The organism is Streptomyces sp. DSM 40750, from assembly GCF_024612035.1.
In the GTDB taxonomy this organism is placed as follows: Bacteria; Actinomycetota; Actinomycetes; order Streptomycetales; family Streptomycetaceae; genus Streptomyces.
Map to the genome: position 1 here is coordinate 3604497 of NZ_CP102513.1, position 25408 is coordinate 3629904.

Sequence of the window (25408 nt, forward strand, 5' to 3'; positions counted from 1 at the left end):
GTAACCCGAACCCCGCTCAGCGTTCCTTCACGGCCCGCAAGAACTCCCGCAGAATCCGCTCCCCGGCCAAGACCCCCCGCTCGGGAAGAGCACTGACAGCCGGCCCCACCCACCCCGCGTCGGCAAGCTCCCCATGCCCCGGCCGCCAGGCCCGATCCACCGCGAGCAGCAAATCCGCGTCCAGCAGGGAGTCACCGGCGGCGAGCGTCAACTCGGCACCGGTCCGCCGCGCGACCTCCCGCATGGCCGCACTCTTGGTGAGCGGCTTCGGCACGGCGTAGAGCTTGCGCCCCTGGAGGGAGACGGTCCACCCCCGGTTCTCGGCCCACACCGCCAGATCCTTCACCCACTCCTCGGGCAGCAGCTCTCGCTCCACGACGAGATAGACGAACAGATCCTCCGCGACCCGGTGCTTACGCACCCACGCCGGATCCGTCGTGGCCGCCAGATGGTCCCGTACCTCCGCGAGCGACGCGCACTCGTCCGCGAGCCGGGCCGTGACCCGCTCGTACCAGGCGGCGTCCGTGACGCCGTCCACCAGCAGATGCCCGCCGTTGGCGCAGATCGCGTACTTCGGCTCCGGCCCCGGCAGACTGATCCGCTGGTACTGCTTGCGCGTCCGGGTCGTCGTCGGCACGAACACCGCCGCGTCCCCCAGGTCGGCGAGCAGCCGCGCGGCCGTCTCCGTCATGTACGACAGCGGCTTGCTCTCGTGCACCTCGACGGTGAGCAGTCGGGGCGCGCGTGCGTCCGGCATGGTCAGCGCGAGCGCGGCGGCCGAGTAGATGAGCGTACGGTCGAGATCGCTCGCGACAAGAACCTGAGGCCCCGGCATCAGACCGCCACCGCCTTGCCGTCGGCGCCGGTCGCGCCCCGCGTGTACTGCGGGTGGATCAACCCCACGCATGTGTACGGCAGTTCGGCCACCTCTTCCACCGGTACCCCTCTCTGTTCGGCGAGTAGACGTACGTGGTCGAGGTCCGCGCCCGCCCCGGCCCGCGCGAGGATCTTCCACGGTACCCGGCGCAACAGCACGCGAGTGGTCTCGCCGACACCGGGCTTGACCAGGTTGACGTCGTGGATCCCGTACTCCTCACTGATCCGCTCGACGGCCGCCCAGCCCTCCCAGGTCGGCGTGCGATCGGCGGCGAGCAGTTCCTTGGTACGGGCGTCGACGGCGTCCACGACATCGGCGAACCGTGCGGCTATGGCGTCCAGGAACCCCACCGACACATCGACGCCGGCCAACTCCCGGTAGAACTTCGCCCCGTGGAAGTCATCGGGTCCGACGAGATCCGAACGCAGCACGGTCCGCGAAATCAGCCCGGAGACCGTCGAGTTGAGACAGGCGGACGGAATGAGGAAGTCCTCCCGCGTACCGTACGTCCGCACACACGACCCCGGATCGGCGAGCACCGCGATCTCCGGATCGAACCCGGTGATCCCGTCCGACTCCTCGAACTCCAGCAGCGCGGCGGCGAGTTCACGGGTGATCGCCCCCTTGCCGGTCCAGCCGTCGACGAAGACGACCTCGGCGGGGTCATGATGAGCCGCCAGCCACCGCAGCGCGTTGGCGTCGATGCCCCGCCCCCGCACGATCGACACGGCGTAGTGCGGCACCTCGACGCCATGCCGGTACTGGGCCCACCGCCGCATCAGGACACCGACGGGCGTCCCGGCCCGAGCCAACGACACGATGACGGGCCGCCCCGCCCGCTCGGCCAGCACGGTCTCGGTGACGACCCCCACAGCCAAGGCGATCCGCTCGGCGGAATCCTCCAGCGCGCTGTGGAAGAGCGCCTGGTACTGCTCACTCGGCTGGTACTCGACCGGCAGGGACTCCGCGTAGTGCGCACCCCCGCTCTGAATGGCCTCCTCCCGCTCCTCGGTCGGCGCCTCCAGCGTCACCTCCGAGAGGTCCTGCAACAGCCAGCCGACCTCGTCCGGCGCGTAGGAGGAGAAGTCGGGGCCGCGTAGGGGCTCGGGCAGCATGGGGGGCCTTTCGGTGACGTGCGGGGTCGGGGGCGCGGGTGCGGATGGTTCGGTGGTGGACGGCGGGGTGGGCGCGGGGCCGGCGTACGGCGGCTCATGGGCCTCGGTCGCCTGCGGGCGCATGCCGCTCGTCGCGGCCTTCGCCGCATCGGTGCCCGACCTGGTCGCCGAAGGCGCCGAGCTCGTCTCGTACGGCCGCTCGGCCGTGGCCTCGGTCCGCGACGGCTCGTCCGTGCTGTCCGCCACGGGCTCCTTCCGGCCGTTTCCTGCCGCCGCCTCGGCCGGCTCGCTCACGCCGGTCGCCTCGAACCGCCGGCCCTCGTTTCCCGTCTCCGCGGCGCTCGGCCGGGACGACGTGTCCCGGCGGTGCCGGACCGGCGGGACGTACGACGGGACATACGACGGGACGTACGACGGCACTACGGCGAGCAGCACGCTCGGCGTATGCGCGGCGAGGGTCGCCGGCAGGCCGTCGGCGGCGTGCAGGGCGGGCGTGTCCGCCACCGAGTCGACGACGGCGACCACCGCGTCGAAGTCCCCGCCCGCCACGTTGTACGCGTACCGCTCCCCCGGCCCGTCCGAAGGGTCGTCATGCGCGGGGAAGACGATGCGGCTGCGTATCGCGTAACCGGGGTCGTCGACAGCGAGGACAGGCGACCGCGTGGTGGTGGAGAACCGTATCTCCAACCCGTTCGTCGACTTCTCCAGCTCTCGCGCGAGCGCCAGCGGCGCGTACATCAGCTCCTCGAAGCCGAGCACGAGCACCCGGCGGGCACCCGGCGGCAAGGCCTCCGCGAGGCGCGCGGCCATACCGGGCAGCGCGCGCTCCAGACGCTCACGATGCGAGGGCGTGAAACCGTGCCGCCCGCCGTCGGGCACCCCGGCAGGCCAGCCCAGCTCGACCCGGGTGACCCGCGCCGTCGGGTCTGCGGCAGCTACCGGCGCCGCGGCCCCCTCGTACTCCGCGACCAGCGCCTGCCCCTTCTCCAGCACCCCCTCCGGCAGCCGCACGGTCCCCTTCGCCGCGGCCACCAGGTCCACCCGCGCCCCGATCTCACGAGCGAACTCGGCCAGCCGCCCCTGGTCGGCGGCCGACCGCATGTCGACCAGCGCCACGACGACGTACCGCTTACGCGGATACCGCTCGTGCAGCGCGCGAATGGTGTTGAGGACCGTGTTCCCGGTGGAGAACTCGTCGTCGACGAGCACCAGCGGTCCCCGCCCCGCGAGCAGCGTGGGGTCCTCCGGCAGCAGCAGATGCGACGTCGCGTGGGAGTGGGACTCCTCGAAGCCGCCGGCCTGGTGGACGCCCTCGACCGGGCGCCGGGTGGAGTGGAGGTAGGGCGCCTCGCCCACCCCGTCCGCGACCGAGTGACCGAGCCCGGTGGCCGTCTCGGCGTACCCGAGGACGACCGCGGTCCGCACCCCGGCCGCCCCCAGCAGCTCCCGCACCCGGCGCCCGAGCGCGAACCCGTACCCGTGCACGACGGCCGGCGACTGCGGCACATGCTTGCCGAGCACGTTCGACACCAGCAGATGCGCCCGCCGGGGGTTGCGCCGCAGCGCGAGCCCCAGCAGACCGCTCAGCTCCTCGTCGCCAACCAGTTCGACCCCGAGCCGCTCGGCGACCCAGGCCCCGGACCAGACCGCGCCGGACGTGCCGGTCGTGTCGTTCGCTGCGTTAATCATCGATTCCTCAGTCGGTACGTCGGTACGACGTGCATGCGGGCGTCGGTACGAAAGCCGGAGTTCAGTCGGGCAGCCCGGCGGCCAGCAGATCCACGAACCCGATGTCCTCATTGGCGACACCGAACACCTCGGCGCGCTGCAGAACCCTTTCCGCCCAGGCGCGATGCGGCTTGACCTCGTTCATCTTGTTGCGGGAGGCGGAACGCAGAACTCCGCCGCCGTTGCGGTCGGGCCGCACGATGTCCTCGGCGTCGCTGAACTCCTCGTGGCTGACCACGGAGAGCGCGTGCACCGGCAGCACGTGCGAGGGATGGATGCAGGTCTTGCCGAGCAGCCCGTTGGCCTGGTCGAGGGAGATCTCGCGCAGCAGACCGTCCAGCGCGTGCTCGATGATCGACTCGCGCAACTCCCCGGCCCGGTTCGCCAGGAAGGGGCTGGTGCGCAACTGGGGCTTGAACATGCGCTCCTGGACCCGGAAGTACTCCCACACCGGCCCGGTGACCGTGAACCCGGTGCCGTCGGCGCGCCCCAGCACGTTCACCACGTCCGCGATCACGGAGGCGACGATCTGGACGTCGTACGCGGTCATGTCGGGCGGGCGGCGCAGCGCGTACGAGGAGCAGAAGTCGGTGACACCGAGGCGCAGCGCGAGGACGCGGTCGCGGTACTTGTCGACGGTGTGGGCGATGCCCTGGAGTGCTTCTACGCGCGTCTCCCTGTACATCAGCTCCGGCGATTCCAGCACCGGCATCCCGAACAGCCGCCGCCCGCTCACGGACTCCGCGGCGGTGAGCGCCTCCAGGAACGCGACGCCCCGCTCCTCGGTGAACTTCGGGAACACGAACCCGGACAGCAGCCGTACGGCCGGGCCGAAACGGCTGACGAGGTCGGGTATCTGCTCGGGGAAGCGGACCCGGATGAACAACAGCGGAAGCTCGGCATCCGGCCGGCCGGCGAGGTCGGCGAACTGCCGGACCAGGTTCTCCTCGGCGCCCACGACCTCCGCGTCGTCGATCGAGTCCTCCAGGCACAGCACCATGGAGACCACACCGCGTCCGGCCTGCTTGACGATGTCGTCGGCCAGCCGCTCGCGGGTGGCCGGGCTGTAGAGCGTGGCGCCGAGAGCGGCGGCGAGCACGCGGGGCGGGGAGTCGGCGTCGAACTCACCCGGCTCCCGGTAAAAGAGGCGCTGACGCTCCTCAGGGGCGATGTGCCCGAAATGACGCATGTGGTTCCCCCGTGGCTGCTAGGCGGCCGTCGCGATGGTGGCCGGTAATAGTACGTACAAATGTGTGACATCAGTTCCCGCCGGGCGTGAAGTTCTGGTAACCCGGCCGTGTCGGGCACTGAACGATTTCACCGACGGTTCGCCGCCCCCGCGTTGTCGTGACCAGGACCGAGAGGGCAGGATGACCGCATGACGCACGCGATGCTGAAGGGGTCGAACGTCCCGATCGAAGCCACGGCGGTCCGCGCCGTGCTGCGCTGGGCGCCCGGGCAGGGCGCCCCGGTGGTTGACGCCTCGGCGCTGCTCCTCGGTCCCGACGGCCGCGTACGGTCCGACGAGGACTTCGTCTTCTACAACCAGCCGCGCCATCCCTCGGGCAAGGTGTGGCGGCTCGGCCAGAAGCGCGTGGCCGAAGGCCTCACTGACACCATCCAGACCGACCTGGCGGGTGTCGAGTCCGCCGTCAGCCAGATTCTCCTCGTGGCCTCCGCCGAGGACGTCTCCTTCGGCCGCGTACGGTCCCTGCGCATCCTGCTGTACGACGCCACCGTCGCCGACGCCGAACCGCTGGCGTACTTCGACATCAAGCCCGAGACCGGCGAGGAGACCGCCCTCATCTGCGGCGAGCTCTACCGCCGTGGCGGCGGCTGGAAGTTCCGCGCCCTGGGCGAGGGCTACAGCAACGGACTCCAGGGCCTCGCCACGGACTTCGGCATCTCGGTCGACGAGTCGGAGGCGGCGGCAGCCGCCGCGGCCGCGGCCGACCAGACCGCCGCGACCCAGCCGCCGACCCCGGAGATCTCGGTCCCCCTGCCCCCGGAGCAGCCCACCACCGGTGTCCCGTCCCAGCCCGCGTACGGCTACCCCCCGGCGGCCCCCACCCAACAGCCCGCCCAGCCGGCCTACGGCTACCCCCACCCCCAGCCGACCCCCGCCACCGCCAACGGCCCGGCCTACGGCTACCCCCAGCCCACGGCGGCGGCCCTGGACCCCGACTTCCGCCTACCGCCCCAGGGCCCACAGTTCATCGGCCGCTGAGCGCCCCGTGAGGGGCGCGGAGGATCCCGGGCTCAGAGGGTGAACCGGCCAGGACCGGCGTCAGCGCTCGGCCTTGGTCTTGTAACCCCGTCCCCACTGCAACCCCCACCCATACAACCGATCAAGCTCCGCCTGGAAGCCATAGACGAACTTCACTTCCCGGCGGACGACGATCTCCCCCTTGACGTTCTCGATCATCACCACCGCACACGACCGGGCCTGCGGGTGCCTCTCATCCAGGCCTATCTCGATCCGCGGCCCATTGCTCGGATACAGCGTCACGATCGCGTGCGTACGGTCGAACGCCGGCGTCTGGTCGTAGATGTAGACGAACACCAGCATCCGCTTGAAGTTGTCCCGGTGATCGAGGTTGATGTACATCGTCTCGCCGGACCCCGACCCGAACCGGTCGTCCCCGCTGAGCCGCATGTACGGCGGTTCGTTGATGTCACCGAGGAAGCCGCCCAGCGGCTGCACGACCCCCTTCGTCCCGTCGGCCAGCTCATACAGACAGCCGAGGTCGAGGTCGACGTTCACCATGCTCTGGCTGTGCGCCTGGACCTCCTCCGGCCGCAACGCCTTGAAGGGGTGCCGGAGCACACTCTGCCGCTTCATCCCGCCGATGTCGGACGTCCGCATCCGCCAGGACAGATTGACGCGCAAGTGCCCCGCCGCGGCGTTCTGCTTGCTGAGGGACACCTTCTGATGCCGCTTGGTCAGCTCGATCGCGTTGGTCGCCGCGTTGCCCGCGTCGAACTCCGAGGGCCGCCCGCGCCAGAGGTTGTCCAGGAAACTCATGCCCGCCCCACAACTGCCGTGTCGTCGCGTCAACCACCACGGGGCGGCCGACGGAGGACGAGTCCTCGTCGGCCGCCCCGCTCAGAGCGTTCCCTCACCCGGAGGGCCGTCACACTCCGGAACCGGTCACACCGGCCCGGTGTTCCGGGTCACACCCCGGAGGAGACCTCCTCCTTGGAGGCGTCAGCTTTTCCCTCCGCGGCCGCCAGCGCCTTGTTGCGGCGGACGGAGGACCAGAAGGACCAGCCGATCAGGATCACACCGATGGAACCGGTGATGAACTCGTTGATCTCGTACTGGATGGTGACGAGGAGGATCGCGGCCAGGGCGCCGATCGCGTAGTGCGCGCCGTGCTCCAGGTAGACGTAGTCGTCGAGGGTGCCCTGGCGGACCAGGTACACGGTCAGCGACCGGACGTACATCGCGCCGATACCGAGGCCCAGCGCCATCAGGACGATGTCGTTGGTGATGGCGAAGGCGCCGATGACACCGTCGAAGGAGAAGGACGCGTCCAGGACCTCCAGGTAGAGGAACATGAAGAACGCGGCCTTGCCCGCGAGGGCGACGGCCGAACGCGGCTTGCCCGTACGCTCCGCCGCTTCCTCCTCCTCGTGCTCGCGCTCCTCCTCTTCCTCCAGCTTGCCCTCGAAGAAGCCGGAGAGACCGCCGACGACGAGATAGGTGATCAGGCCCGCGAGACCGGAGACCAGAACGGTCTGCGCCTTGTCGACGTGGGCGCCGCCGTGCTGGTGGGCGTTGGTCGCGAAGGTCATCGAGGTGATCAGCAGGACGATCATCGCGATGCAGGCCGACAGCATGTCGATCTTGCCGAGCTTGGACAGCGGACGCTCGAGCCAGCCCAGCCACTTGATGTCCCGGTCCTCGAAGATGAAGTCCAGGAAGATCATCAGCAGGAACATACCGCCGAAGGCCGCGATCGACGGGTGGGCGTCGGTCACGTACTGCTGGTACAGGTCCTTGTCGGTGAGCGCCAGATCGACGGCCTCGAGCGGACCCAGTTTGGCGCTGATGGCGACGATGACGACGGGGAAGACCAGCCGCATACCGAAGACGGCGATCAGGATGCCGATGGTGAGGAAGATCTTCTGCCAGAAGGCATTCATCTTCTTCAGGATCCCGGCGTTGACCACCGCGTTGTCGAAGGACAGCGAGATCTCCAGGACGGACAGGATCGCGACGACACCGAACGCCGCCCACCCACCGTAGAGAACTGCTGCTACCAAGCCGAGCGCGGTGACCGCGAACGACCAGCCGAAGGTTTTCAGAACCACTGGCTACCCAATCGTGTGTGTACGGGGTTCCCCCGCGCCGCGCGCGGCTTTACGAACTTTTGAACCCGAAGTCTAGTCGGGCACCCCTCGCACCCCACACGGCCCCGGCTTTTGCGCATATCGCGCTACGAGACATTGACTCCGAAGTCGAGTGCGATGCCCCGCAGACCGGACGCGTACCCCTGTCCCACAGCGCGGAACTTCCACTCTCCGCCGTAGCGGTAGACCTCGCCGAAGATCATCGCGGTCTCGGTGGAAGCGTCCTCGGAGAGGTCGTAGCGGGCGAGTTCCTGGCCGTCGGCCTGGTTGACCACGCGGATGAAGGCGTTGCTGACCTGGCCGAAGGCCTGGCCGCGGTTCTCCGCGTCATGGATGGAGACCGGGAAGACGATCTTGTCGACGGTGGCCGGCACCTTGGACAGGTCGACGATGAGCGACTCGTCGTCGCCGTCGCCCTCACCGGTGAGGTTGTCGCCGGTGTGCTCGACCGAGCCGTCGGGACTCTTGAGGTTGTTGTAGAAGACGAACCACTCGTCCCCCAGCACCCGGCCGCTCTGGCAGAGCAGTGCGCTGGCGTCGAGATCGAAAGGGGCTCCGGTGGTGGTCCGGACGTCCCAGCCGAGCCCGATCATCACCTGAGTGAGGTTCGGCGCGGCCTTGGAGAGGGAGACATTGCCTCCCTTGGCGAGTGTGACGCCCATGGTGCTGGTCCTCCCCGATTTTCGAGCTTCAGTTGCTCAGCTGTTCAGTTGTGGTCCTACGCGCGGGCCGCCCGCCCATGTCGTACGAGCGCGTCCGGCGCCGCGGTCGATGATGACAGCGGCGCCGGACGTGGTGAGCCCAGTGGGTCTTCCCCGGTGGCTCAGACGTTCACACCGAAGTCCTGGGCGATACCGCGCAGACCCGAGGCGTAGCCCTGGCCGATGGCGCGGAACTTCCACTCGGCGCCGTGCCGGTACAGCTCGCCGAAGACCATGGCGGTCTCGGTGGAGGCGTCCTCGGAGAGGTCGTACCGGGCGATCTCCGCCTCGCCGGCCTGGTTCACCACGCGGATGAACGCGTTGCGGACCTGGCCGAAGGACTGCTGGCGGTTCTCGGCGTCGTAGATCGAGACCGGGAAGACGATCTTCTCGATCTCGGCCGGGACGGTCGCGAGGTTGACCTTGATCTGCTCGTCGTCGCCCTCGCCCTCACCGGTGAGGTTGTCACCGGTGTGCTCGACCGAGCCGTCAGGGCTCTTGAGGTTGTTGAAGAAGACGAAATTGGCGTCGCTGCTGACTTTGCCGGACGATTCCAGCAGCAGTGCGCTGGCGTCCAGGTCGAAGTCGGTGCCGGTCGTGGTGCGGATGTCCCACCCCAGACCAACGATGACCGCGGTCAGGCCAGGGGCCTCCTTGGTCAGCGATACGTTGCCGCCCTTGCTGAGGCTGACTCCCACGAGTCCTCCCTTGATAGTCAGGGGCGGGGAGCCCCGTCGTGCGTTGGTATCGGATCAACGTGTCGATCCTAGTGACGGGTTCCCGTTCCTCGCAGGCCTTGGAACCGAAGAATCACAGGGTGTCGAGGGCGGCGACGTACTCGTTCAGGTCGCGGGCGTCCGGCAGGGCGTTGACGACCGACCAGCGGACGACGCCCTCCTTGTCGATGATGAACGTGCCGCGCACCGCGCAGCCCTTGTCCGCGTCGAACACGCCGTACGCCCGGGAGACCTCGCCGTGCGGCCAGAAGTCCGACAGCAGCGGGTACTCAAGGCCCTCCTGCTCCCCGAAGACCCGCAGCGTGTGGATCGAGTCGTTCGACACCGCCAGCAACTGCACGTCGTCGTTCACGAACTTCGGCAGGTTGTCCCGCAGCTCGCACAGCTCGCCGGTGCACACGCCGGTGAAGGCGAACGGATAGAAGAGCACCACCACGTTCTTCTCACCCCGGAAGTCCGAGAGCTTCACGGTGGCGCCGTGGTTGTCCTTGAGCTCGAAGTCGGGGGCCTTGTCGCCGACCTGGATCGCCATGATTCTCCTGCGTCCCTTCATGGACTGTTCGGGTGACCCAGCCTACGCAGGAGAAACGGTGCGCCCCTTGAGGGGCCCCGAAGGGGCACCCCTCAAGGGGCGCGGGGAACTGCGCGACAAGCCACGACGGAGCCGCAGCCGCCATCGCGCAGAACCCACCGAGCTCTCAGGCGAACGTCACTTCTTCGACTTCGCCGCCTTCGGAGTCACCAGCCGACTGCCACTCCAGTCCTTGCCGACGCTGACGCTCTTCGACGCGGACAGCCCCGCGGTCGTCGCGGCTTCGGAGATGTCGCTGGGCTCCACATAACCGTCCCGCCCGGTCTTGGGCGTCAGCAGCAGGATCGAGCCACCCTCCTCGATGTACGTGGTGGCGTCCACCAGTACATCCGTCAGGTCGCCGTCGTCGTCGCGGAACCACAGCACGACGGCATCGGCCACGTCGTCGTAGTCCTCGTCGACGAGCTCACTGCCTACGACTTCCTCGATGGACTCGCGGAGCTCCTGGTCGACATCGTCGTCGTAGCCGATCTCCTGGACCACCTGCTCGGGCTGGAACCCCAGCCTTGCGGCAGGGTTCGTCCGCTCCTCCGCGTGGTCCGCGGTCGCGCTCACGGGTTGCCTCCTGATCATGTTCGGATGGGGTTGCCCCCGGGGAAGTTCAGCCACGCGCGTGCGCGAAGCGTTGGCCGTAGTCCACACGGGCGGGACGGATCGCGCAAGTACCCAGCCTTCCAGACCGCCGAAACGGTGACGATCCGGGCCGTGTCACCGCAACTCTCTGCGCGGATTCTCAGCCTCACGTGACACACACCACACCGTTCTGCCCGGTTTGTGCATTCGGGAACCATCCGGGGGTACGAGTGTCGAATACCTTTACCACCTTTGCCGAGCATGTCACCGCCCTGGTTACCTCTCGGTAGAGGTGACGTTTTGGCCCCCGAGGTACACGATGGGGGACGGTGCAGACACCTATGGAACACCCTGAAGAGCGGCCCTCTGACAGCTAAGGAACAGCGTGGCTTCCGGATCCGATCGCAATCCGATCATCATTGGCGGCCTTCCGAGTCAGGTCCCTGACTTCGATCCCGAGGAGACCCAGGAGTGGCTCGACTCGCTCGACGCCGCGGTGGACCAGCGCGGCCGTGAGCGCGCGCGCTACCTGATGCTCCGGCTCATCGAGCGGGCCCGCGAGAAGCGCGTGGCCGTACCCGAGATGCGCAGCACGGACTACGTCAACACCATCGCGACCAGGGACGAGCCGTTCTTCCCGGGCAACGAGGAGATCGAGCGGAAGATCCTCAACGCGACCCGGTGGAACGCCGCCGTGATGGTGTCGCGCGCCCAACGGCCCGGCATCGGCGTCGGTGGCCACATCGCGACCTTCGCGTCCTCCGCCTCCCTCTACGACGTGGGCTTCAACCACTTCTTCCGGGGCAAGGAGGAGGGCGACGGCGGCGACCAGATCTTCTTCCAGGGGCACGCCTCCCCCGGCATCTACGCCCGCGCGTACATGCTGGACCGCCTCGGCGACCAGCAGTTGGACGCCTTCCGCCAGGAGAAGTCGAAGGCACCCTACGGACTGTCCAGCTACCCGCACCCGCGCCTCATGCCGGACTTCTGGGAGTTCCCGACCGTGTCCATGGGCCTCGGTCCGCTGGGCGCGATCTTCCAGGCGCGGATGAACCGGTACATGGAGGCGCGCGGGATCGCGGACACCTCCAAGTCCCACGTCTGGGCGTTCCTCGGTGACGGCGAGATGGACGAGCCGGAGTCACTCGGCCAGCTCACGATCGCCGCCCGTGAGGGCCTCGACAACCTGACCTTCGTCGTGAACTGCAACCTCCAGCGCCTCGACGGCCCGGTGCGCGGCAACGGCAAGATCATCCAGGAGCTGGAGTCGGTCTTCCGCGGCGCCGGCTGGAACGTGATCAAGCTGGTCTGGGACCGCACCTGGGACCCGCTGCTCGCCCAGGACCGCGACGGTGTGCTGGTCAACAAGATGAACACCACGCCCGACGGCCAGTACCAGACGTACGCCACCGAGACCGGCGCGTACATCCGCGACCACTTCTTCGGTGACGACCAGCGGCTGCGCGCCATGGTCGAGAACATGACCGACGACCAGATCCTGCACCTGGGCCGCGGCGGTCACGACCACCGCAAGATCTACGCGGCGTACAAGGCGGCCCACGAGCACAAGGGCCAGCCGACGGTCATCCTGGCCAAGACGGTCAAGGGCTGGACGCTGGGCCCGAACTTCGAGGGCCGCAACGCCACGCACCAGATGAAGAAGCTGACGGTCGCCGACCTCAAGGGCTTCCGCGACCGCCTCCACCTGCCCATCTCCGACAAGGAGTTGGAGTCCGGCCTGCCGCCGTACTACCACCCGGGGCGGGACTCGGAGGAGCTCCAGTACATGCACGACCGCCGCAAGGGACTCGGCGGGTACGTCCCGACGCGTGTCGTGCGCGCCAAGCCGCTGGCCCTGCCCGAGGACAAGACGTACGCGAGTGTGAAGAAGGGCTCCGGTCAGCAGTCGATCGCCACGACCATGGCGTTTGTACGACTGCTGAAGGACCTCATGCGGGACAAGGAGATCGGCAAGCGGTTCGTGCTGATCGCGCCCGACGAGTACCGCACCTTCGGCATGGACTCGTTCTTCCCGAGCGCGAAGATCTACAACCCGCTGGGCCAGCAGTACGAGGCGGTCGACCGCGATCTGCTGCTCGCCTACAAGGAGTCGCCCACGGGTCAGATGCTGCACGACGGCATCTCCGAGGCGGGCTGCACGGCCTCGCTGATCGCGGCCGGTTCGGCGTACGCGACGCACGGCGAGCCGCTCATCCCGGTCTACGTCTTCTACTCGATGTTCGGTTTCCAGCGCACCGGCGACCAGTTCTGGCAGATGTCCGACCAGCTGGCGCGCGGGTTCGTCCTCGGTGCGACCGCAGGCCGTACGACGCTGACGGGTGAGGGGCTCCAGCACGCGGACGGGCACTCGCAGTTGCTCGCCTCGACGAACCCGGGCTGTGTCGCGTACGACCCGGCGTACGGGTACGAGATCGCGCACATCGTGAAGGACGGTCTGCGCCGGATGTACGGCGAGACCGCCGACGGCAAGCCGGGCGAGGACGTCTTCTACTACCTCACCGTCTACAACGAGCCGATCCAGCACCCGGCCGAGCCGGGGGACGTGGACGTCGAGGGCATCCTCAAGGGCATCCACCGCATCAAGGCCGGCGAGTCGGGCGCCACCCCCGCGCAGATCATCGCCTCCGGTGTCGCGGTGCCGTGGGCGCTCGAGGCGCAGCGGATCCTGGCCGCCGACTGGAACGTGAAGGCGGACGTCTGGTCGGCGACCTCCTGGAACGAGCTGCGCCGCGAGGCCGTCGACGTGGAGCGGCACAACCTGCTGCACCCCGAGGAGGAGCAGCAGGTCCCGTATGTGACGCGGAAACTGAGCGGCTCCGAGGGTCCGTTCGTCGCCGTCTCCGACTGGATGCGGTCCGTGCCGGACCAGATCTCGCGGTGGGTACCGGGCACATACCAGTCGCTGGGCGCGGACGGCTTCGGCTTCGCGGACACGCGGGGGGCGGCCCGGCGCTTCTTCCACATCGACGCCCAGTCGATCGCGGTCGCGGTGCTGACCGAGCTGGCCCGCGAGGGCAAGGTCGACCGCTCACTGCTGAAGCAGGCGATCGACCGCTACCAGCTGCTCGACGTGGCGGCGGCCGATCCGGGAGCGGCGGGCGGAGACGCCTAGCATTTGATCCATGTGTCATGGGGTGGTGAACCTGCGGGTTCACCACCCCTTCACGTTTTCTACGATGCGGGGCATGAAGCAACGATCGGGCTCGGCGCAGACGCGCTGGGAACAGCACACACAGCGGCCCTTGTTCGGCCTGGCCGCGGTGTTCGCCGTGGCGTACGCGGTGCCGATCGTCCGGCCGGACGCGAGCGCCGAGGTGAGGTGGTGGTGCGACGCCGCCGAGTGGGGGGTGTGGGGCGCGTTCGCGCTCGACTACGTCATCCGGCTCCTCCTCGCCGAGCGGCGCTGGGAGTTCGTACGGTCGCGGTGGCTGGACCTGGCGGCGGTGGTGCTGCCGATGATCCAGCCGCTGCGGCTGCTGCGGCTGGTGGCGACGTTGCTGCTGGTCGGGCAGCGGGCGCGGATGGCGTCGCAGATAAGGCTCACGACGTATGTCGGCGGTTCGGTGATCGGGCTGTTGATGTTCGGGTCGCTGGCGGTGCTGTCCGTGGAGCGGGACGCTCCCGGGGGGAACATCAACACGTTGGACGACGCGGTGTGGTGGTCGTTCACGACGATGACGACGGTGGGGTACGGGGACCATGCGCCGACCACCGGGCTGGGGCGGGTGCTGGCCGTTGGGCTGATGCTGTCGGGGATCGCGTTGTTGGGTGTGGTGACGGCGAATATCGCGGCGTGGTTCATCGCGCGGTTCGAGAAGGATGACGCGGAGGAGCGGCGGCAGACGGCCGCGATCACGGCGCTGGCCGAGGAGGTTCGGTTGCTGCGGGCGGAGGTCGCGTCGTTGCGGGCTTCTGGGGCAGTGCCGGAACAACGCCGATGACCGTAGGGAAGCCTGTGCGTGCGCGAGTGCGGGATCGTCATGGCTGCTCGCGCCCCTTGACTTCTCCGCACCTCACCTACGGGGAAAAGGGGCCCCCGGCTGTTGCCGGGGGCCCCTGCCCTTTTCCCTCACTCCATGTCGGATCAGAAGAATCCGGTCCCCGGAGTGGCTGTGCCCGCCAGCCAGATGATGGCCAGGACGGTGTCGATGGCGCCGAGAACGACCGCGATGACGGCGGGGACGGGGCGGGCGCCGGACCAGGTTCGGTTCATGGCCAGCCAGCCGCAGAGGATCGCGATGGGTCCGAGAATGATGCCCAGAACGAAGAAGCCCGCGATCGCGCAGATGACTCCGATGATGCCGAGGGTCGCGCGATCCGGCCCGGTCCGTGACCACGTCCGGCCACGTGAGCGGGGGTGCCTGCGCGTACCGTGTCCGAAGCCCGCCATCGTCAACAACTCCCTGAACCTCGCGGTCAGTTCGCGTACAGAACGGCGAGTACCCCTGCGGCGTGGTTGAAACCGGGGAGTGTGCTCGGGCCCGTCTGTGGCGCGCTGCCCCCTCCGGCCAGCGCGCCGCAGACCACTGGTCGCTCCCCTGTGTCGTACGCCCTTGCCGTACGGAGGACTTGACCCACTTTGAACCGTTCCTTTGGAGTGAGCAGGAGTGAGCCTGTTCAGCCGCACGCCCCGAACGGTCTTGGGCGCTCCCCCACTGCCTTAAGGGCGTGGGAGGTACCTCAGGTCCCCGGCGTACTCAGCCCCGGGGCGGCGACGCGGATCCTGTCCGTGGTCCGGGCCCGGGAGGCCGGTTCCCTGTGCGACCTGGCCATGTGGGTACAGCCAGAGGCGACGGAGAGGCCCCGAACCATCACTCCGGTGGAACGGGGCCCCGCACGCCGGCGCCGTACCCGGCGGCCCAGATCGCACAGTCACCGTAGCCCGAACGGCCCAGAACTCCGCCAGCCCGGAAGTCGACCATCACACGATCGAGCTAATACGACCGCGTTCGCGCTCCTCAACGAGCAGTTGCAACCCTCCCTCGGCCACGGCAGGGGGATTTCCGGCTCACGCTGCTCGGCCGCTCAGCGAGCGACCGAGTCCTACGCGATCAACACCAGCCGGGTGGGAACCAGCCCGGTCGCCCCGCTGTGGCCCGGGGCGCGCGGCCGGAACGAGCGATCTTTAGACTTTTCACCCTGATAGGCGAACGCGGGCGGAAACCCGCGTGTGGAGCGGCGGCGGAGCTGTTAGATGTGCGCCGCTCCGGCGCCCGCTTCGGCGTTCTCACCGCGCTTGGTCAGGAACGCGACGAGGACGGCGATCGCGGCCACCCCGGCGGCGACCAGGGACGCCAGGCTCATGCCGGACATGAACGTGTCGTGGGCGACCGTGGTGATCTTCGCGGCGATCTCCGCCGGGGTGCCCTCGGCGACCGGGGGGACACCGACCTGGACGGCCTCGGAGGCCTGGCCGAGCTGGGCGTCGGTGAGCGGCGGGAGACCGGCGTCCGTCCAGTTGCCCGGCAGGTCGCCGTCGACCTTGGAGGCCATGACGGCGCCGAGCACGGCCGTACCGAGGCTGCCGCCGATCTGCATCGCGGCCTGCTGGAGACCGCCGGCGACACCGGACAGCTCCAGGGGCGCGTTGCCGACGATGACCTCGGTGGCGCCGACCATCACCGGGGCGAGGCCGAGGCCGAGGAGCGCGAACCAGAGGGACATCACGGCGCTGCCGGTGTCGGTCTCCAGCGTCGACATGCCGTACATCGCGATCGCGGTGAGGGCCATGCCGCCGGCCAGCGGGATGCGCGGTCCGGCCTTGGTGATCAGCGCGCCGGCCAGCGGCGAGCCGACGATCATCATCCCGGTGAGCGGGAGGAGGTGCAGACCCGCGTCGATGGGGCTCATACCGTGCACGTTCTGGAGGTAGAACGTCACGAAGAACAGGCCGCCCATGAACGCGATGGCCATCAGGACCATCAGGACGACACCCGCGGACAGGGGTACGGAACGGAAGAGCGCCAGCGGGATCAGCGGCTCCTTGACCTTCGTCTCCCAGAAGGCGAAGAACCCGAAGCCGGCGAGGGACGCGACGACGAAGGTCCACGTCAGACCGTCGCCCCAGCCCCACTCGGGGGCCTTGATGAGCGCCCAGACCAGGCAGAACATGGCTCCGGACAGCAGCCCGATGCCCAGGACGTCGAAGGAGCGCGGCGCGTTCTCGGCGCGATGGTCCAGCAGGATCCAGGCGCCCAGGGCCACGGCGAGGACGCCGACCGGGACGTTGATCCAGAACACGGACTGCCAGCTGACGTTCTCGACGAGGAAGCCGCCGAGGATCGGGCCGCCCGCGGTGGAGGCGCCGATGACCATGCCCCAGATACCGATCGCCATGTTCAGCTTCTCGGCGGGGAAGGTGGCGCGGAGCAGGCCGAGCGCGGCCGGCATCAGCAGCGCGCCGAACAGGCCCTGGAAGACACGGAAGATCACCACGAAGGCGACCGAGTCCGACAGTCCGATGGCCCCGGATGCGGCGGCGAAGCCGACCACGCCTATGAGGAAGGTCTGGCGGTGTCCGAAGCGGTCACCCAGCTTGCCGGCGGTGATGAGCGTGACGGCGAGTGCGAGGAAGTAGGCGTTGGTGATCCACTGGACCTCGGCGAAGCTGGCCTTGAGATCACCCGCGATGACCGGGTTGGCGATCGCCACGATGGTGCCGTCGAGGGCGACCATCATGACGCCGACGGCCACGGTGAGGAGGGTGAACCAGGGATGGCCGCGCAGGCCCCGGCCCTGGTTCGTCGTCGGGTCCGACGGGACGACTGGCGCCTTGTCCCCCGGTCCCGTCTTGTCGACAGTGGTCTGACTAGTCATGCGTGCGAGGCTAATGTCAGTCACTGACAATTGACAAACCAGTTCACAAGTCGGTAACTGTCACGTCATCCGCCGCAGGGGTGGGTGGAGACGAGGGTTCATGGAGACGGCGGCCACGGCGACGATCACGGCGGCGGAGGAGCGGCCGGGACTGCGCGAGCGGAAGAAGCAGCGCACCCACGACGCGCTGCTGCGGGCGGCCCTGGAGCTGTTCACGACCCAGGGGTACGAGGCGACGACGGTCGACGAGATCGCCGAGGCCGTCGACGTCTCGCAGCGCACCTTCTTCCGCTACTTCGCGGGCAAGGAGGAGGCCGCCCTCGCGGTCATCGACCTCACGCAGGAGCACTTCCTGGGGGCCGTGCGCGCCCGGCCGACGCACGAGGCCCCGCTGGAGGCGATGCGCAACGCCGTCCTGGAGGGCTGGGACGCCATCGGCGAGGCCGTCCACCAGATCGTTCCCGTCGACCTCTTCCTGCGCACCTACGGCATGATCGAGTCGACGCCCGCACTGCTGGCCGCGCATCTGCGCCGCTCGGAGGAGGTGGCCCGGGAGATCGAGCGGATCATCGCCGAGCGCGAGGGGCTCGATGTGGACACGGACCCCCGGCCGCGCGTGGCGGTGGCCGTCTTCGGCGGCGTGATGCGGGTCACAGAACGCCTGTGGGCCCTGGGCGGCGACCTCAGCATGGACGCGATGCGCGAACTGACGGCCGCACACCTGGACGCCCTACGGCCGTCGTTGGCCGAGAAGTGGCGCACTGGCCGAAACGCGTAGGGAATGGCACCTTCGGGACCTTCTCGGCGGCACTGCACGGAACGGGCGTGATCGAAACGTGATCCCTCTCACTTGGTTAACGCGAGACCCTTCCGTTCTCTTAGTGTGTCCTTCCAGTGACTTCCTTCGACTCCTCCCCGCAACTGAACGTCTGGCGCGCACTACTGGCGCTGGCCGTGGTTTTCGTGATGCTGGCGACCACCGGCTGGACCGCGATCCGCAGCCATCGAGAGGAGTCGCCGCTGCAGGCGTCGCTCTCCGCGTGGCAGCGCGGAGACCTCGACGGCCGTGACCTGCCGGACGCCGAATCGTCCCCGCACCGCCTGGCCGCCTTCTTCGCCTCGCTCACCGCAGGGCAGCGCACCCGGCTCGCCCACCGCTATCCGTTCGCGGTCGGCAACATGAACGGCGCCCCGGTCAAGCTGCGCTACCGCGCCAACCGCATCGCGCTGAAGCAGCAGAGCAAGCGTGAACGCAAGCGCATGCACGACGAGCGGCTCTCCGAGACCGGCCGGCACGAGGCCGGCCGCCGGATGCACCGCTTCGACATGCTGGCCGTGAAGACGCGCAAGATCCTGGCCTTCGACCCCGAGGGCACCGGCCGGGTCGCCGAGGTCTTCGGCAGCCTCGACAAGGCCGCGCGCGTCTCGGTCGTCGTCCCCGGCGTCGACACGAACCTCCTCAACTTCCAGCGCACCAACCGCCGGTACTCCGCGCCCGTCGGCATGGCCAAGTCGCTCTACAAGGCCGAGCGTGCGGCGAGCCCCGGGACGCGTACGGCCGTGATCGCCTGGGCCGACTACACCGCGCCCGACGGCCTCGGCCTCGACTCGGCCACCGCGCTCCGCGCCGAGCAGGGCGCGGTCCGGCTGAACTCGCTGGTGCGGAGCCTGCCCGGCAGTTCCACGGTCGCGCTGGCGTGCCACAGCTACGGCTCGGTGGTGTGCGGTGTCGCCGCGCGCTCGCTGCCGGCGCGGGTCACCGACATCGCGGTCGCGGGCAGCCCCGGCATGCGCGCCGAGACGGTCGGTCAGCTGCGTACGCCGGCCCGGGTGTGGGCCATGCGGGACGCCGACGACTGGGTCCAGGACGTGCCCTACCTGGAGGTCGGCGGGCTCGGCCACGGCGCCGACCCGGTCTCCACGGAGTTCGGGGCACGCATCCTGTCGGCCGCCGACGCCCGGGGGCACAGCGGCTATTTCGAGCCGGGGACCGACAGCCTGCGCAACCTCGCCGAAATCGGCATCGGCGCGTACGAGTCGGTGCTCTGTGCGCGGGAGAACGAGGCGTGTCTGACGGGTCTGTCCGACAGCGTGGAAGCCTGACGCGCGTAGAGGAGTGTAAAAAGTGCGGTTCGCCTCGGTCGGGACTTCGCCGCGTCGCACGCATACGATGAGCCGCATGGGTGACGTACTGGCCGGATTGCATGCCGTCTGGGAGTTCGAGTCCGACTCCGTGCTCATCCGCTTCGAACGGGGGATTCGCACGCCGAAGCTCTTCCAGGCACTCGGTGAGCGGCGCGTCCCCCTGGAGGCGATCGCGGGGGTGACTCTGACACCCGGGAAGCGGGGCACCGTCGTACTGCGTGCCGTGCCGCGACCGGGCGCCGATCCGCTGATGGAGGCGGCGGCGGACCAGCTCAAGGAGGGCTCCGACCCGTACCGGCTGGTGCTGCCGGCCGAGCGGGAGACGCTCGCGGAGTACTACGCCGACGAACTGCGGGCGCGGTTGACCGCGTCCGGGCCCGCCGAGCGGTTTCTGGTGGCGGCGCCCGAGGTGCCGTTGCAGTTCAAGGCGTACGACGGGAAGGCCTCGTTCGACGGGCGGTCCGTGTCGTTCCGGTGGTTCTGGACGGGGGCCTCTTCGGCGAAGTGGAAGGCCGGGGACCAGAGTTTTCCGGTCGGTGCGCTGAGTGGGGTCGAGTGGCGGTCGCCGGAGGTCTTCGAGGGGTATCTGCGGTTGCTTCGACGGGATGACCCCGGTGAGCGGGCGCCTCAGCCGGATCATGATCCGGCGGCTGTCGTGTTCGGCTTGGGGTATGGGCCGGTGCACGAGTCACTGCCGTTCGCCGCGGCCGTGTTGGCGGCGGTGCGTTCCGCGGGGCCCGCGGACGCGGCGGCGCCGGCCGGTACCGGGCCGCGCCGGGATCCGGCCGACATCGCCGACCGGATCCGGCATCTCGGGGAGTTGCACCAGGCGGGGCTGGTGACGGATGAGGAGTTCAGTGCGAAGAAGGCGGAGTTGCTGGCCGAGTTGTAGCGCTGAAAGCGCTGCGGTCACCCCTGCCTGAAAGCGCGCGCCATCCCCGCCTGAAGGCGCGCGCCGTCCCCGCCTGAAAGCGCGGCCCTACTCCCTGCCTGCGGACGTGAACGCCATGTCCGCGTAACGGTCGCCCGTCACCCTCGCCGCTATCGGTTCCAGCAGCGCCATGTCCTCCTCACCCAGGACGATCCTCGTGGCCGCCGCGTTCTCCTCCACCCTGGCCGGCTTGCGGGTGCCCGGGATCGGGACCACCGAAAGGCCGTGCAGGGACGCTTGTTGGTGGACCCAGGCCAGGGCTGTCTGGCCGAGGGAGGCGTTGTGGGCGTCGGCGACCTTGCGGATCGGGTCCAGGAGGGCCGCGTTGGCGGCGGCGTTGTCGCCCGTGAAGCGGGGCTGCTGGCGGCGGAAGTCGCCGGGGGTGAGGTCCTCGGCCTTGGCGAAGGAGCCGGTGAGGAAACCTCGGCCGAGGGGCGAGTAGGCGACGAGGGTGACGCCGAGGTCGCGGGCCGTGGGGACCACGTTCGTCTCGATGTCGCGGCTGAAGAGGGACCACTCGGACTGGAGGGCGGCGATGGGGTGCACGGCGTGGGCGGCGCGGAGTTCGGTGGCCGTGACCTCGCTGAGGCCCAGGTGCTTGACCTTGCCCTCGCGGACGAGGTCGGCCATGACGCCGACCGTCTCCTCGATGGGGACGTTCACGTCGCGGCGGTGCATGTAGTAGAGGTCGATCACATCGACGTCGAGGCGGCGCAGGCTCGACTCGACGGCCTCACGGATGTACGGCTCGTCGTTGCGGATGATCCGCCTGGTCGGGTCGTCGGGGTCGATGCCCAGGCCGAACTTGGTGGCGATGACGAGGTCGTCGCGGTGGGCCTTGACGAAGGGCGAGAGGAACTTCTCGTTCTCGCCGGCGCCGTACGCCTGGGCCGTGTCGTAGAGAGTGACGCCCAGTTCCAGCGCCCGCTCCAGGGTGGCCCTCGACTCCTCCGCGTCCGAGGGGCCGTACGCGAAGCTCATGCCCATACAGCCGAGGCCCTGTACGCCGACCTCCGGTCCGTCGGTGCCCAGTCGTGCCGTCGCGATCCTGCCGTCCGTCATGAAGCCCTCTCCGACGCCAGGGCCTGCCCGGCGTCCGCATAAAAGTTGATCTTCCGGTCGAGCACGTTCAGGGTGTCCTGGAGTTCGGCGATCCGGGACAGGACGTCCTGCCTGGTCGACTTCAGGAGTTCGAAACGCTCGCTGTAGGTGTGGTCGCCCTCGCGCACCAGTTCCGCGTACCGGACCATGTCGGCGACCGGCATGCCGGTGAGCCGGAGCTTGCCGACGAGGTCGAGCCAGTCGAGGTCACGGTTGCGGTAGCGGCGCTGGCCGGTGTGGGAGCGGTCGATGTGCGGCATCAGCCCGATCCGCTCGTACCAGCGCAGGGTGTGTGCCGTGAGACCGGTGAGGACGACGACCTCGCTGATCGTGTACCGGTCCTGCCCGTCCGGCCGCCGGGGCTGCCGCGGCGGACCCGCACAACCTCCGGTACCGGCAGTACTGGTGGCACTCGTCGTGCTCGTGGTCTCCATCACCGTCATGACCTCCACGCTAAAACCTTGGAGTGCACTCCAAGCAAGCGGATTCCGATGAATTCCGGGGACCGGAATTCCCGCGACACAAGGGGCCCGGCTGACTGCCGTGCCGATCATGGGTCTCGTACGACGTGCCACGGCCGGGGACGCGGCGGAAGTGCTCCGGCTGCGCCAGGTGATGATCGACTCCTTGGCGAGCGCGGACGGTTCCACGGACTGGCACGCCGAGTCCCTGCCCACGGTACGTCGCCGACTCGCCGATGCCGACGGGGAGTTCGCGGCGCCCGCCGTCGGCGCCACGCCCGCGCCTGTATGGCGGTCCTCGTCGACTGGTTCCGTGAGCGGGGCGCCGGTCAGGTCCATCTGACCGCCTCCGCCGACGCCGAGCCGCTCTACGAGTCGATGGGCTTCCGGTGCGAGTCCGACCCCACGATGCGGTTGGACCTTTGAGCCGCTTAGGCTCGTGGGCATGTCCTTGCAGAGCCTCGCCCTGATCGAGAACTGGCCCGTTCCCACCGCCGCCGCGGCCGTCGTGCGGGCGGACGGCACCGTCCTCGGGACCCACGGTCCGCTCGGTCAGCGGTTCGCGCTGGCCTCGGTCACCAAGCCGCTCGCCGCGTACGCCGTGCTGGTCGCGTACGAGGAGGGGGCGATCGAGCTGGACGAGCCGGCCGGGCCGACGGGGTCGACCGTGCGGCATCTGCTGGCGCACACCTCGGGGCTGGCCTTCGACGAGCACCGGGTGACGGCGGCGCCCGGGGAGCGGCGGCTGTACTCCAACGCCGGGTTCGAGACGCTCGGGGACCATGTGGCCAAGGCGGCGGACATCCCGTTCGCGGAGTACGCGCGGCAGGCGGTGCTCGAACCGCTGGGGATGACGTCCACCTCCCTCGACGGATCCCCCGCGAAGGACGGTGTCTCGACCGTCGACGACCTGGTGCGGTTCGCCGCCGAGGTGCAGGCGCCCCGGCTGCTCGACCCGCGTACGGTCGCGGCGGCGATGACCGTGCAGTACCCGGGCACGAAGGGCGTACTGCCGGGCTACGGGCACCAGAACCCCAACGACTGGGGGCTCGGTTTCGAGATCCGGGACGCCAAGGCGCCGCACTGGACGGGGACTTCGTCGTCGCCGCGTACGTTCGGGCACTTCGGGCAGTCGGGGACGTTCCTGTGGATCGACCCCGTCGCCGGTGTGGCCTGCGTGGCCTTGACGGACCGGGCGTTCGGGCCGTGGGCGGTGGAGGCGTGGACGCCGTTCACGGACGCCGTGCTCGCCGAGGTCGGGAAAAGTGCCTGATTCGTGAAGGAAACGACAACTCTTCGACGGAAGGCGCGGGTGCCCGGTCCGAGCGGCCACAGGCACCGGTTCGTCCGCTAACCTCCCCCGGGGCACACAAGCCTCACAGCTTTCGGGGGGACAACGATGGGCGAGGTTCGATCGGGCGGGCGCTTCCGGCCGTTGGAGGCCGGTGACCCGACGACCGTGGCGAGCTACCGGCTGGCGGCGCGGCTCGGCTCGGGCGGCATGGGCACGGTGTATTTGTCGTACACCCCCGGCGGACACCCCATCGCGCTGAAGACGATCCGGCCGGAGCTGAGCGAGGACCCCCAGTTCCGCCACCGGTTCAAGCAGGAGGTCCAGGCCGCCCAGCGTGTGCAGGGCCTCTACACCGCCCCCGTCCTCGACCACGACACCGAGGGCGACCAGCCGTGGCTGGCCACCGCCTACGTACCGGGCCCGTCGCTGCACGCCGCGGTCGCCGAGCACGGCGCGCTGCCGCTGAACTCCGTCCTGCTGCTGCTCGCCGGGGTCGCCGAGGCGCTGTCGGTCATCCACGCCGCGGGCATCGTCCACCGTGATCTGAAGCCCGCCAACGTGCTGCTCGCCGCCGACGGCCCCCGCGTCATCGACTTCGGCATCGCGCGCGCCGCCGACGCCACCGCCCTGACCGGCACCGGTGTCTCCATCGGCACCCCGGCGTTCATGTCACCGGAGCAGGCGGCCGGGAAGCCGGTCACGCCCGCGTCGGACGTGTTCGCGCTCGGCCAGGTGGCCGCGTACGCGGCGCGCGGAGCCGGCGCGTACGGCGACGGCCCCTCGCACGCCGTGTTGTACCGGATCGTGCACGAGGAGCCCGACCTGACCGGTCTCCCCGACGAACTCCGCTTCATCGAGCGCTGCCTGGCCAAGGACCCGGCCGACCGCCCCTCCCCCACGGAGGTCGTCGAGCTGTGCCAGGCCGCGTCGCCCACGCCGCTGGTCCAGTCGGGCTCCTGGCTGCCTGAGGCGATCGGCGCCGACATCACCCGGCGGGTCTCGGCGTCGGCGGGCCTGCTGGCCGAGCGGAACAAGGCGGCGGAGGCCGCGACCTCGGCGACCCTGCCCCCGCCGCCCACCGCCCCGGTGACCCACATGAGTTCACCGTCCGTGGGCCACGGCGCGCAGACGATGCACGCGGCACCGACGATGCACTCCGGGCCGGTGACCCCGCCCCCGCCGGGCCCCGCGGGCCCGCCGTCGACGCCGTACCACCCGCAGCCGGGGCCGCACACCGTGCCGACCGGGCACCAGCCGCCGTACCCGCAGCCGCAGCACACCTGGCACCCGCAGCAGCATCCGCAGGGCCACCCGCATCCGCAGCCCCACCCGCGTCCGCTGCCCGTTCCGCCGCCCACGAGCAAGGCCGGCAAGTGGATCGGGATCGGCGTCATCGTGGTGTTCGGCCTGGGGCTGCTCGGCAGTTGCGCCTCGTTCCTGAAGGACATGACGGGATCGTCGAACGACTCGTCGAGCGGTTCTTCGAGTGGTGCGACCGGCGGTTCGTCGAGCGGCTCCGGTGACGCCAAGAAGAAGTCCGACCCCAAGCCGGTCACCTTCAAGGGCGTCAACATCCCGGCGAAGTACTACGTGCGCTTCGCGGACTCGCCGCCCAAGCCCCTGCACGACTCGATCGGCGCCGCGTACGTCGAGGACGGGGACCTCTTCTACTCCACGGACGCCTTCGGCGACAAGACCATGGGCAGCAGCAGCAACAAGATCGTCCTGCTGAACAACTCCCAGAAGGGCTCCCTGGAGACCTGCCGGAACGAGACCCGGTACGCGGAGAGCGTCAAACTCGGCCAGCTCTCCAAGGGCTCCCAGCTGTGCGTGCGCACCGACTCCGGTCACATGGCTCTGGTCACCTTCCAGGGCTCGGCCCCGAGCGGCGACCCCAGTGACTACGTCTCGGTGGACGTCACGGTGTGGCGCAACGCCGAGGAGCCGATCACCGACTGAC

The 25408-nt window shown here is 69.3% G+C and carries 21 protein-coding genes and 1 pseudogene; 9 read left to right on the forward strand and 13 right to left on the reverse strand.

Annotation, left to right across the window (positions count from 1 at the left end):
• Positions 1-16: 16 nt before the first annotated feature.
• The 3 genes from JIX55_RS16185 to JIX55_RS16195 form a co-directional block, all read right to left on the reverse strand.
• A complete protein-coding gene (locus tag JIX55_RS16185) occupies positions 17-835 on the reverse strand; it encodes an HAD family hydrolase (protein ID WP_257564034.1) in 819 nt (272 codons plus the stop codon).
• Entirely contained in the window at positions 835-3681 is a 2847-nt protein-coding gene (locus tag JIX55_RS16190) for a phosphoribosyltransferase domain-containing protein (RefSeq protein WP_257564035.1), read from the reverse strand. The genes JIX55_RS16185 and JIX55_RS16190 overlap by 1 nt, the downstream gene beginning before the upstream one ends.
• Positions 3682-3742: 61 nt before the next feature.
• Positions 3743-4909, reverse strand: coding sequence for an HpcH/HpaI aldolase/citrate lyase family protein (locus JIX55_RS16195; protein ID WP_257564036.1), 1167 nt, complete (start codon positions 4907-4909; stop codon positions 3743-3745).
• 189 nt (positions 4910-5098) lie between these two features.
• On the opposite strand from JIX55_RS16195, the gene JIX55_RS16200 reads away from it, so the two are divergent.
• On the forward strand, positions 5099-5947 hold the full coding sequence (locus JIX55_RS16200) for a TerD family protein (RefSeq protein WP_257564037.1): 849 nt from the start codon (positions 5099-5101) through the stop codon (positions 5945-5947).
• A 60-nt stretch (positions 5948-6007) separates the two neighbouring features.
• Here JIX55_RS16200 and JIX55_RS16205 read toward each other — a convergent pair whose 3' ends face one another.
• The 6 genes from JIX55_RS16205 to JIX55_RS16230 form a co-directional block, all read right to left on the reverse strand.
• Positions 6008-6745: a TerD family protein gene (locus JIX55_RS16205; RefSeq protein WP_257564038.1), complete on the reverse strand. Its 738-nt coding sequence runs from the start codon at positions 6743-6745 to the stop codon at positions 6008-6010.
• A gap of 149 nt (positions 6746-6894) precedes the next feature.
• Positions 6895-8037 carry a DUF475 domain-containing protein gene (locus tag JIX55_RS16210; RefSeq protein ID WP_257564039.1) on the reverse strand — a complete coding sequence of 381 codons (1143 nt, stop codon included), beginning with the start codon at positions 8035-8037 and terminating at the stop codon, positions 6895-6897.
• A gap of 125 nt (positions 8038-8162) precedes the next feature.
• Positions 8163-8738 carry a TerD family protein gene (locus tag JIX55_RS16215; protein WP_257564040.1) on the reverse strand — a complete coding sequence of 192 codons (576 nt, stop codon included), beginning with the start codon at positions 8736-8738 and terminating at the stop codon, positions 8163-8165.
• Positions 8739-8899: 161 nt separating this feature from the next.
• Positions 8900-9475 carry a calcium homeostasis/redox stress adaptation protein gene (locus tag JIX55_RS16220; RefSeq protein ID WP_257564041.1) on the reverse strand — a complete coding sequence of 192 codons (576 nt, stop codon included), beginning with the start codon at positions 9473-9475 and terminating at the stop codon, positions 8900-8902.
• Positions 9476-9587: 112 nt separating this feature from the next.
• The gene (locus tag JIX55_RS16225) at positions 9588-10046 is read right to left on the reverse strand and encodes a peroxiredoxin (RefSeq protein ID WP_257545964.1); all 459 of its coding nucleotides are present in this window, start codon (positions 10044-10046) and stop codon (positions 9588-9590) included.
• A 177-nt stretch (positions 10047-10223) separates the two neighbouring features.
• Positions 10224-10661 (reverse strand): DUF3052 domain-containing protein, encoded by a 438-nt coding sequence (locus JIX55_RS16230; protein ID WP_020115348.1) that lies wholly within the window; start codon positions 10659-10661, stop codon positions 10224-10226.
• Positions 10662-11064: 403 nt separating this feature from the next.
• Between JIX55_RS16230 and aceE the strand changes: the two genes are divergently transcribed.
• A complete protein-coding gene (gene aceE, locus JIX55_RS16235) occupies positions 11065-13812 on the forward strand; it encodes a pyruvate dehydrogenase (acetyl-transferring), homodimeric type (RefSeq protein ID WP_257564042.1) in 2748 nt (915 codons plus the stop codon).
• A 73-nt stretch (positions 13813-13885) separates the two neighbouring features.
• Positions 13886-14641, forward strand: coding sequence for a potassium channel family protein (locus JIX55_RS16240; protein WP_257564043.1), 756 nt, complete (start codon positions 13886-13888; stop codon positions 14639-14641).
• Between the two features lie 143 nt (positions 14642-14784).
• Here the strand turns inward: JIX55_RS16240 and JIX55_RS16245 are convergent, their stop codons facing one another.
• Both JIX55_RS16245 and JIX55_RS16250 read right to left on the reverse strand, forming a co-directional pair.
• The gene (locus JIX55_RS16245) at positions 14785-15090 is read right to left on the reverse strand and encodes a small hydrophobic protein (RefSeq protein ID WP_257545957.1); all 306 of its coding nucleotides are present in this window, start codon (positions 15088-15090) and stop codon (positions 14785-14787) included.
• A gap of 800 nt (positions 15091-15890) precedes the next feature.
• Entirely contained in the window at positions 15891-17516 is a 1626-nt protein-coding gene (locus tag JIX55_RS16250) for an MFS transporter (protein WP_257564044.1), read from the reverse strand.
• Between the two features lie 100 nt (positions 17517-17616).
• Between JIX55_RS16250 and JIX55_RS16255 the strand changes: the two genes are divergently transcribed.
• The 3 genes from JIX55_RS16255 (at position 17617) to JIX55_RS16265 (ending at position 20553) form a co-directional block, all read left to right on the forward strand.
• Complete coding sequence (locus JIX55_RS16255; protein WP_257564045.1) at positions 17617-18294, forward strand: TetR family transcriptional regulator; 678 nt, start codon at positions 17617-17619, stop codon at positions 18292-18294.
• A gap of 116 nt (positions 18295-18410) precedes the next feature.
• The gene (locus JIX55_RS16260; protein ID WP_257564046.1) at positions 18411-19619 is read left to right on the forward strand and encodes an alpha/beta hydrolase family protein; all 1209 of its coding nucleotides are present in this window, start codon (positions 18411-18413) and stop codon (positions 19617-19619) included.
• Positions 19620-19695: 76 nt separating this feature from the next.
• Positions 19696-20553 (forward strand): DUF4429 domain-containing protein, encoded by an 858-nt coding sequence (locus JIX55_RS16265; protein ID WP_257564047.1) that lies wholly within the window; start codon positions 19696-19698, stop codon positions 20551-20553.
• Positions 20554-20640: 87 nt separating this feature from the next.
• Here JIX55_RS16265 and JIX55_RS16270 read toward each other — a convergent pair whose 3' ends face one another.
• The gene (locus JIX55_RS16270; RefSeq protein WP_257564048.1) at positions 20641-21654 is read right to left on the reverse strand and encodes an aldo/keto reductase; all 1014 of its coding nucleotides are present in this window, start codon (positions 21652-21654) and stop codon (positions 20641-20643) included.
• A complete protein-coding gene (locus tag JIX55_RS16275) occupies positions 21651-22136 on the reverse strand; it encodes a MerR family transcriptional regulator (RefSeq protein ID WP_257564049.1) in 486 nt (161 codons plus the stop codon). Before JIX55_RS16275 ends, JIX55_RS16270 begins: the two co-directional genes overlap by 4 nt.
• 109 nt (positions 22137-22245) lie before the next feature.
• On the opposite strand from JIX55_RS16275, the pseudogene JIX55_RS16280 reads away from it, so the two are divergent.
• From JIX55_RS16280 to JIX55_RS16290, 3 genes and pseudogenes are all read left to right on the forward strand, one after another.
• Positions 22246-22580, forward strand: a pseudogene (locus JIX55_RS16280) (GNAT family N-acetyltransferase).
• A 19-nt stretch (positions 22581-22599) separates the two neighbouring features.
• Positions 22600-23427: a serine hydrolase domain-containing protein gene (locus JIX55_RS16285; protein WP_257564050.1), complete on the forward strand. Its 828-nt coding sequence runs from the start codon at positions 22600-22602 to the stop codon at positions 23425-23427.
• A 126-nt stretch (positions 23428-23553) separates the two neighbouring features.
• The gene (locus tag JIX55_RS16290; RefSeq protein WP_257564051.1) at positions 23554-25407 is read left to right on the forward strand and encodes a serine/threonine-protein kinase; all 1854 of its coding nucleotides are present in this window, start codon (positions 23554-23556) and stop codon (positions 25405-25407) included.
• The last annotated feature ends 1 nt before the right edge of the window (position 25408 follow it).

Excerpts from the sequence above, each read along its gene's own strand:
- JIX55_RS16245 (WP_257545957.1), bottom strand. The coding sequence starts at position 15,090 with ATGGCGGGCTTCGGACACGGTACGCGCAGGCACCCCCGCTCACGTGGC.
- JIX55_RS16250 (WP_257564044.1), bottom strand. The coding sequence starts at position 17,516 with ATGACTAGTCAGACCACTGTCGACAAGACGGGACCGGGGGACAAGGCG.
- JIX55_RS16185 (WP_257564034.1), bottom strand. The coding sequence starts at position 835 with ATGCCGGGGCCTCAGGTTCTTGTCGCGAGCGATCTCGACCGTACGCTC.
- JIX55_RS16225 (WP_257545964.1), bottom strand. The coding sequence starts at position 10,046 with ATGGCGATCCAGGTCGGCGACAAGGCCCCCGACTTCGAGCTCAAGGAC.
- JIX55_RS16240 (WP_257564043.1), top strand. The coding sequence starts at position 13,886 with ATGAAGCAACGATCGGGCTCGGCGCAGACGCGCTGGGAACAGCACACA.
- JIX55_RS16290 (WP_257564051.1), top strand. The coding sequence starts at position 23,554 with ATGGGCGAGGTTCGATCGGGCGGGCGCTTCCGGCCGTTGGAGGCCGGT.
- JIX55_RS16205 (WP_257564038.1), bottom strand. The coding sequence starts at position 6,745 with ATGAGTTTCCTGGACAACCTCTGGCGCGGGCGGCCCTCGGAGTTCGAC.
- JIX55_RS16255 (WP_257564045.1), top strand. The coding sequence starts at position 17,617 with ATGGAGACGGCGGCCACGGCGACGATCACGGCGGCGGAGGAGCGGCCG.
- JIX55_RS16215 (WP_257564040.1), bottom strand. The coding sequence starts at position 8,738 with ATGGGCGTCACACTCGCCAAGGGAGGCAATGTCTCCCTCTCCAAGGCC.
- JIX55_RS16265 (WP_257564047.1), top strand. The coding sequence starts at position 19,696 with ATGGGTGACGTACTGGCCGGATTGCATGCCGTCTGGGAGTTCGAGTCC.
- JIX55_RS16195 (WP_257564036.1), bottom strand. The coding sequence starts at position 4,909 with ATGCGTCATTTCGGGCACATCGCCCCTGAGGAGCGTCAGCGCCTCTTT.
- JIX55_RS16190 (WP_257564035.1), bottom strand. The coding sequence starts at position 3,681 with ATGATTAACGCAGCGAACGACACGACCGGCACGTCCGGCGCGGTCTGG.
- JIX55_RS16285 (WP_257564050.1), top strand. The coding sequence starts at position 22,600 with ATGTCCTTGCAGAGCCTCGCCCTGATCGAGAACTGGCCCGTTCCCACC.
- JIX55_RS16275 (WP_257564049.1), bottom strand. The coding sequence starts at position 22,136 with ATGACGGTGATGGAGACCACGAGCACGACGAGTGCCACCAGTACTGCC.
- JIX55_RS16270 (WP_257564048.1), bottom strand. The coding sequence starts at position 21,654 with ATGACGGACGGCAGGATCGCGACGGCACGACTGGGCACCGACGGACCG.
- JIX55_RS16200 (WP_257564037.1), top strand. The coding sequence starts at position 5,099 with ATGACGCACGCGATGCTGAAGGGGTCGAACGTCCCGATCGAAGCCACG.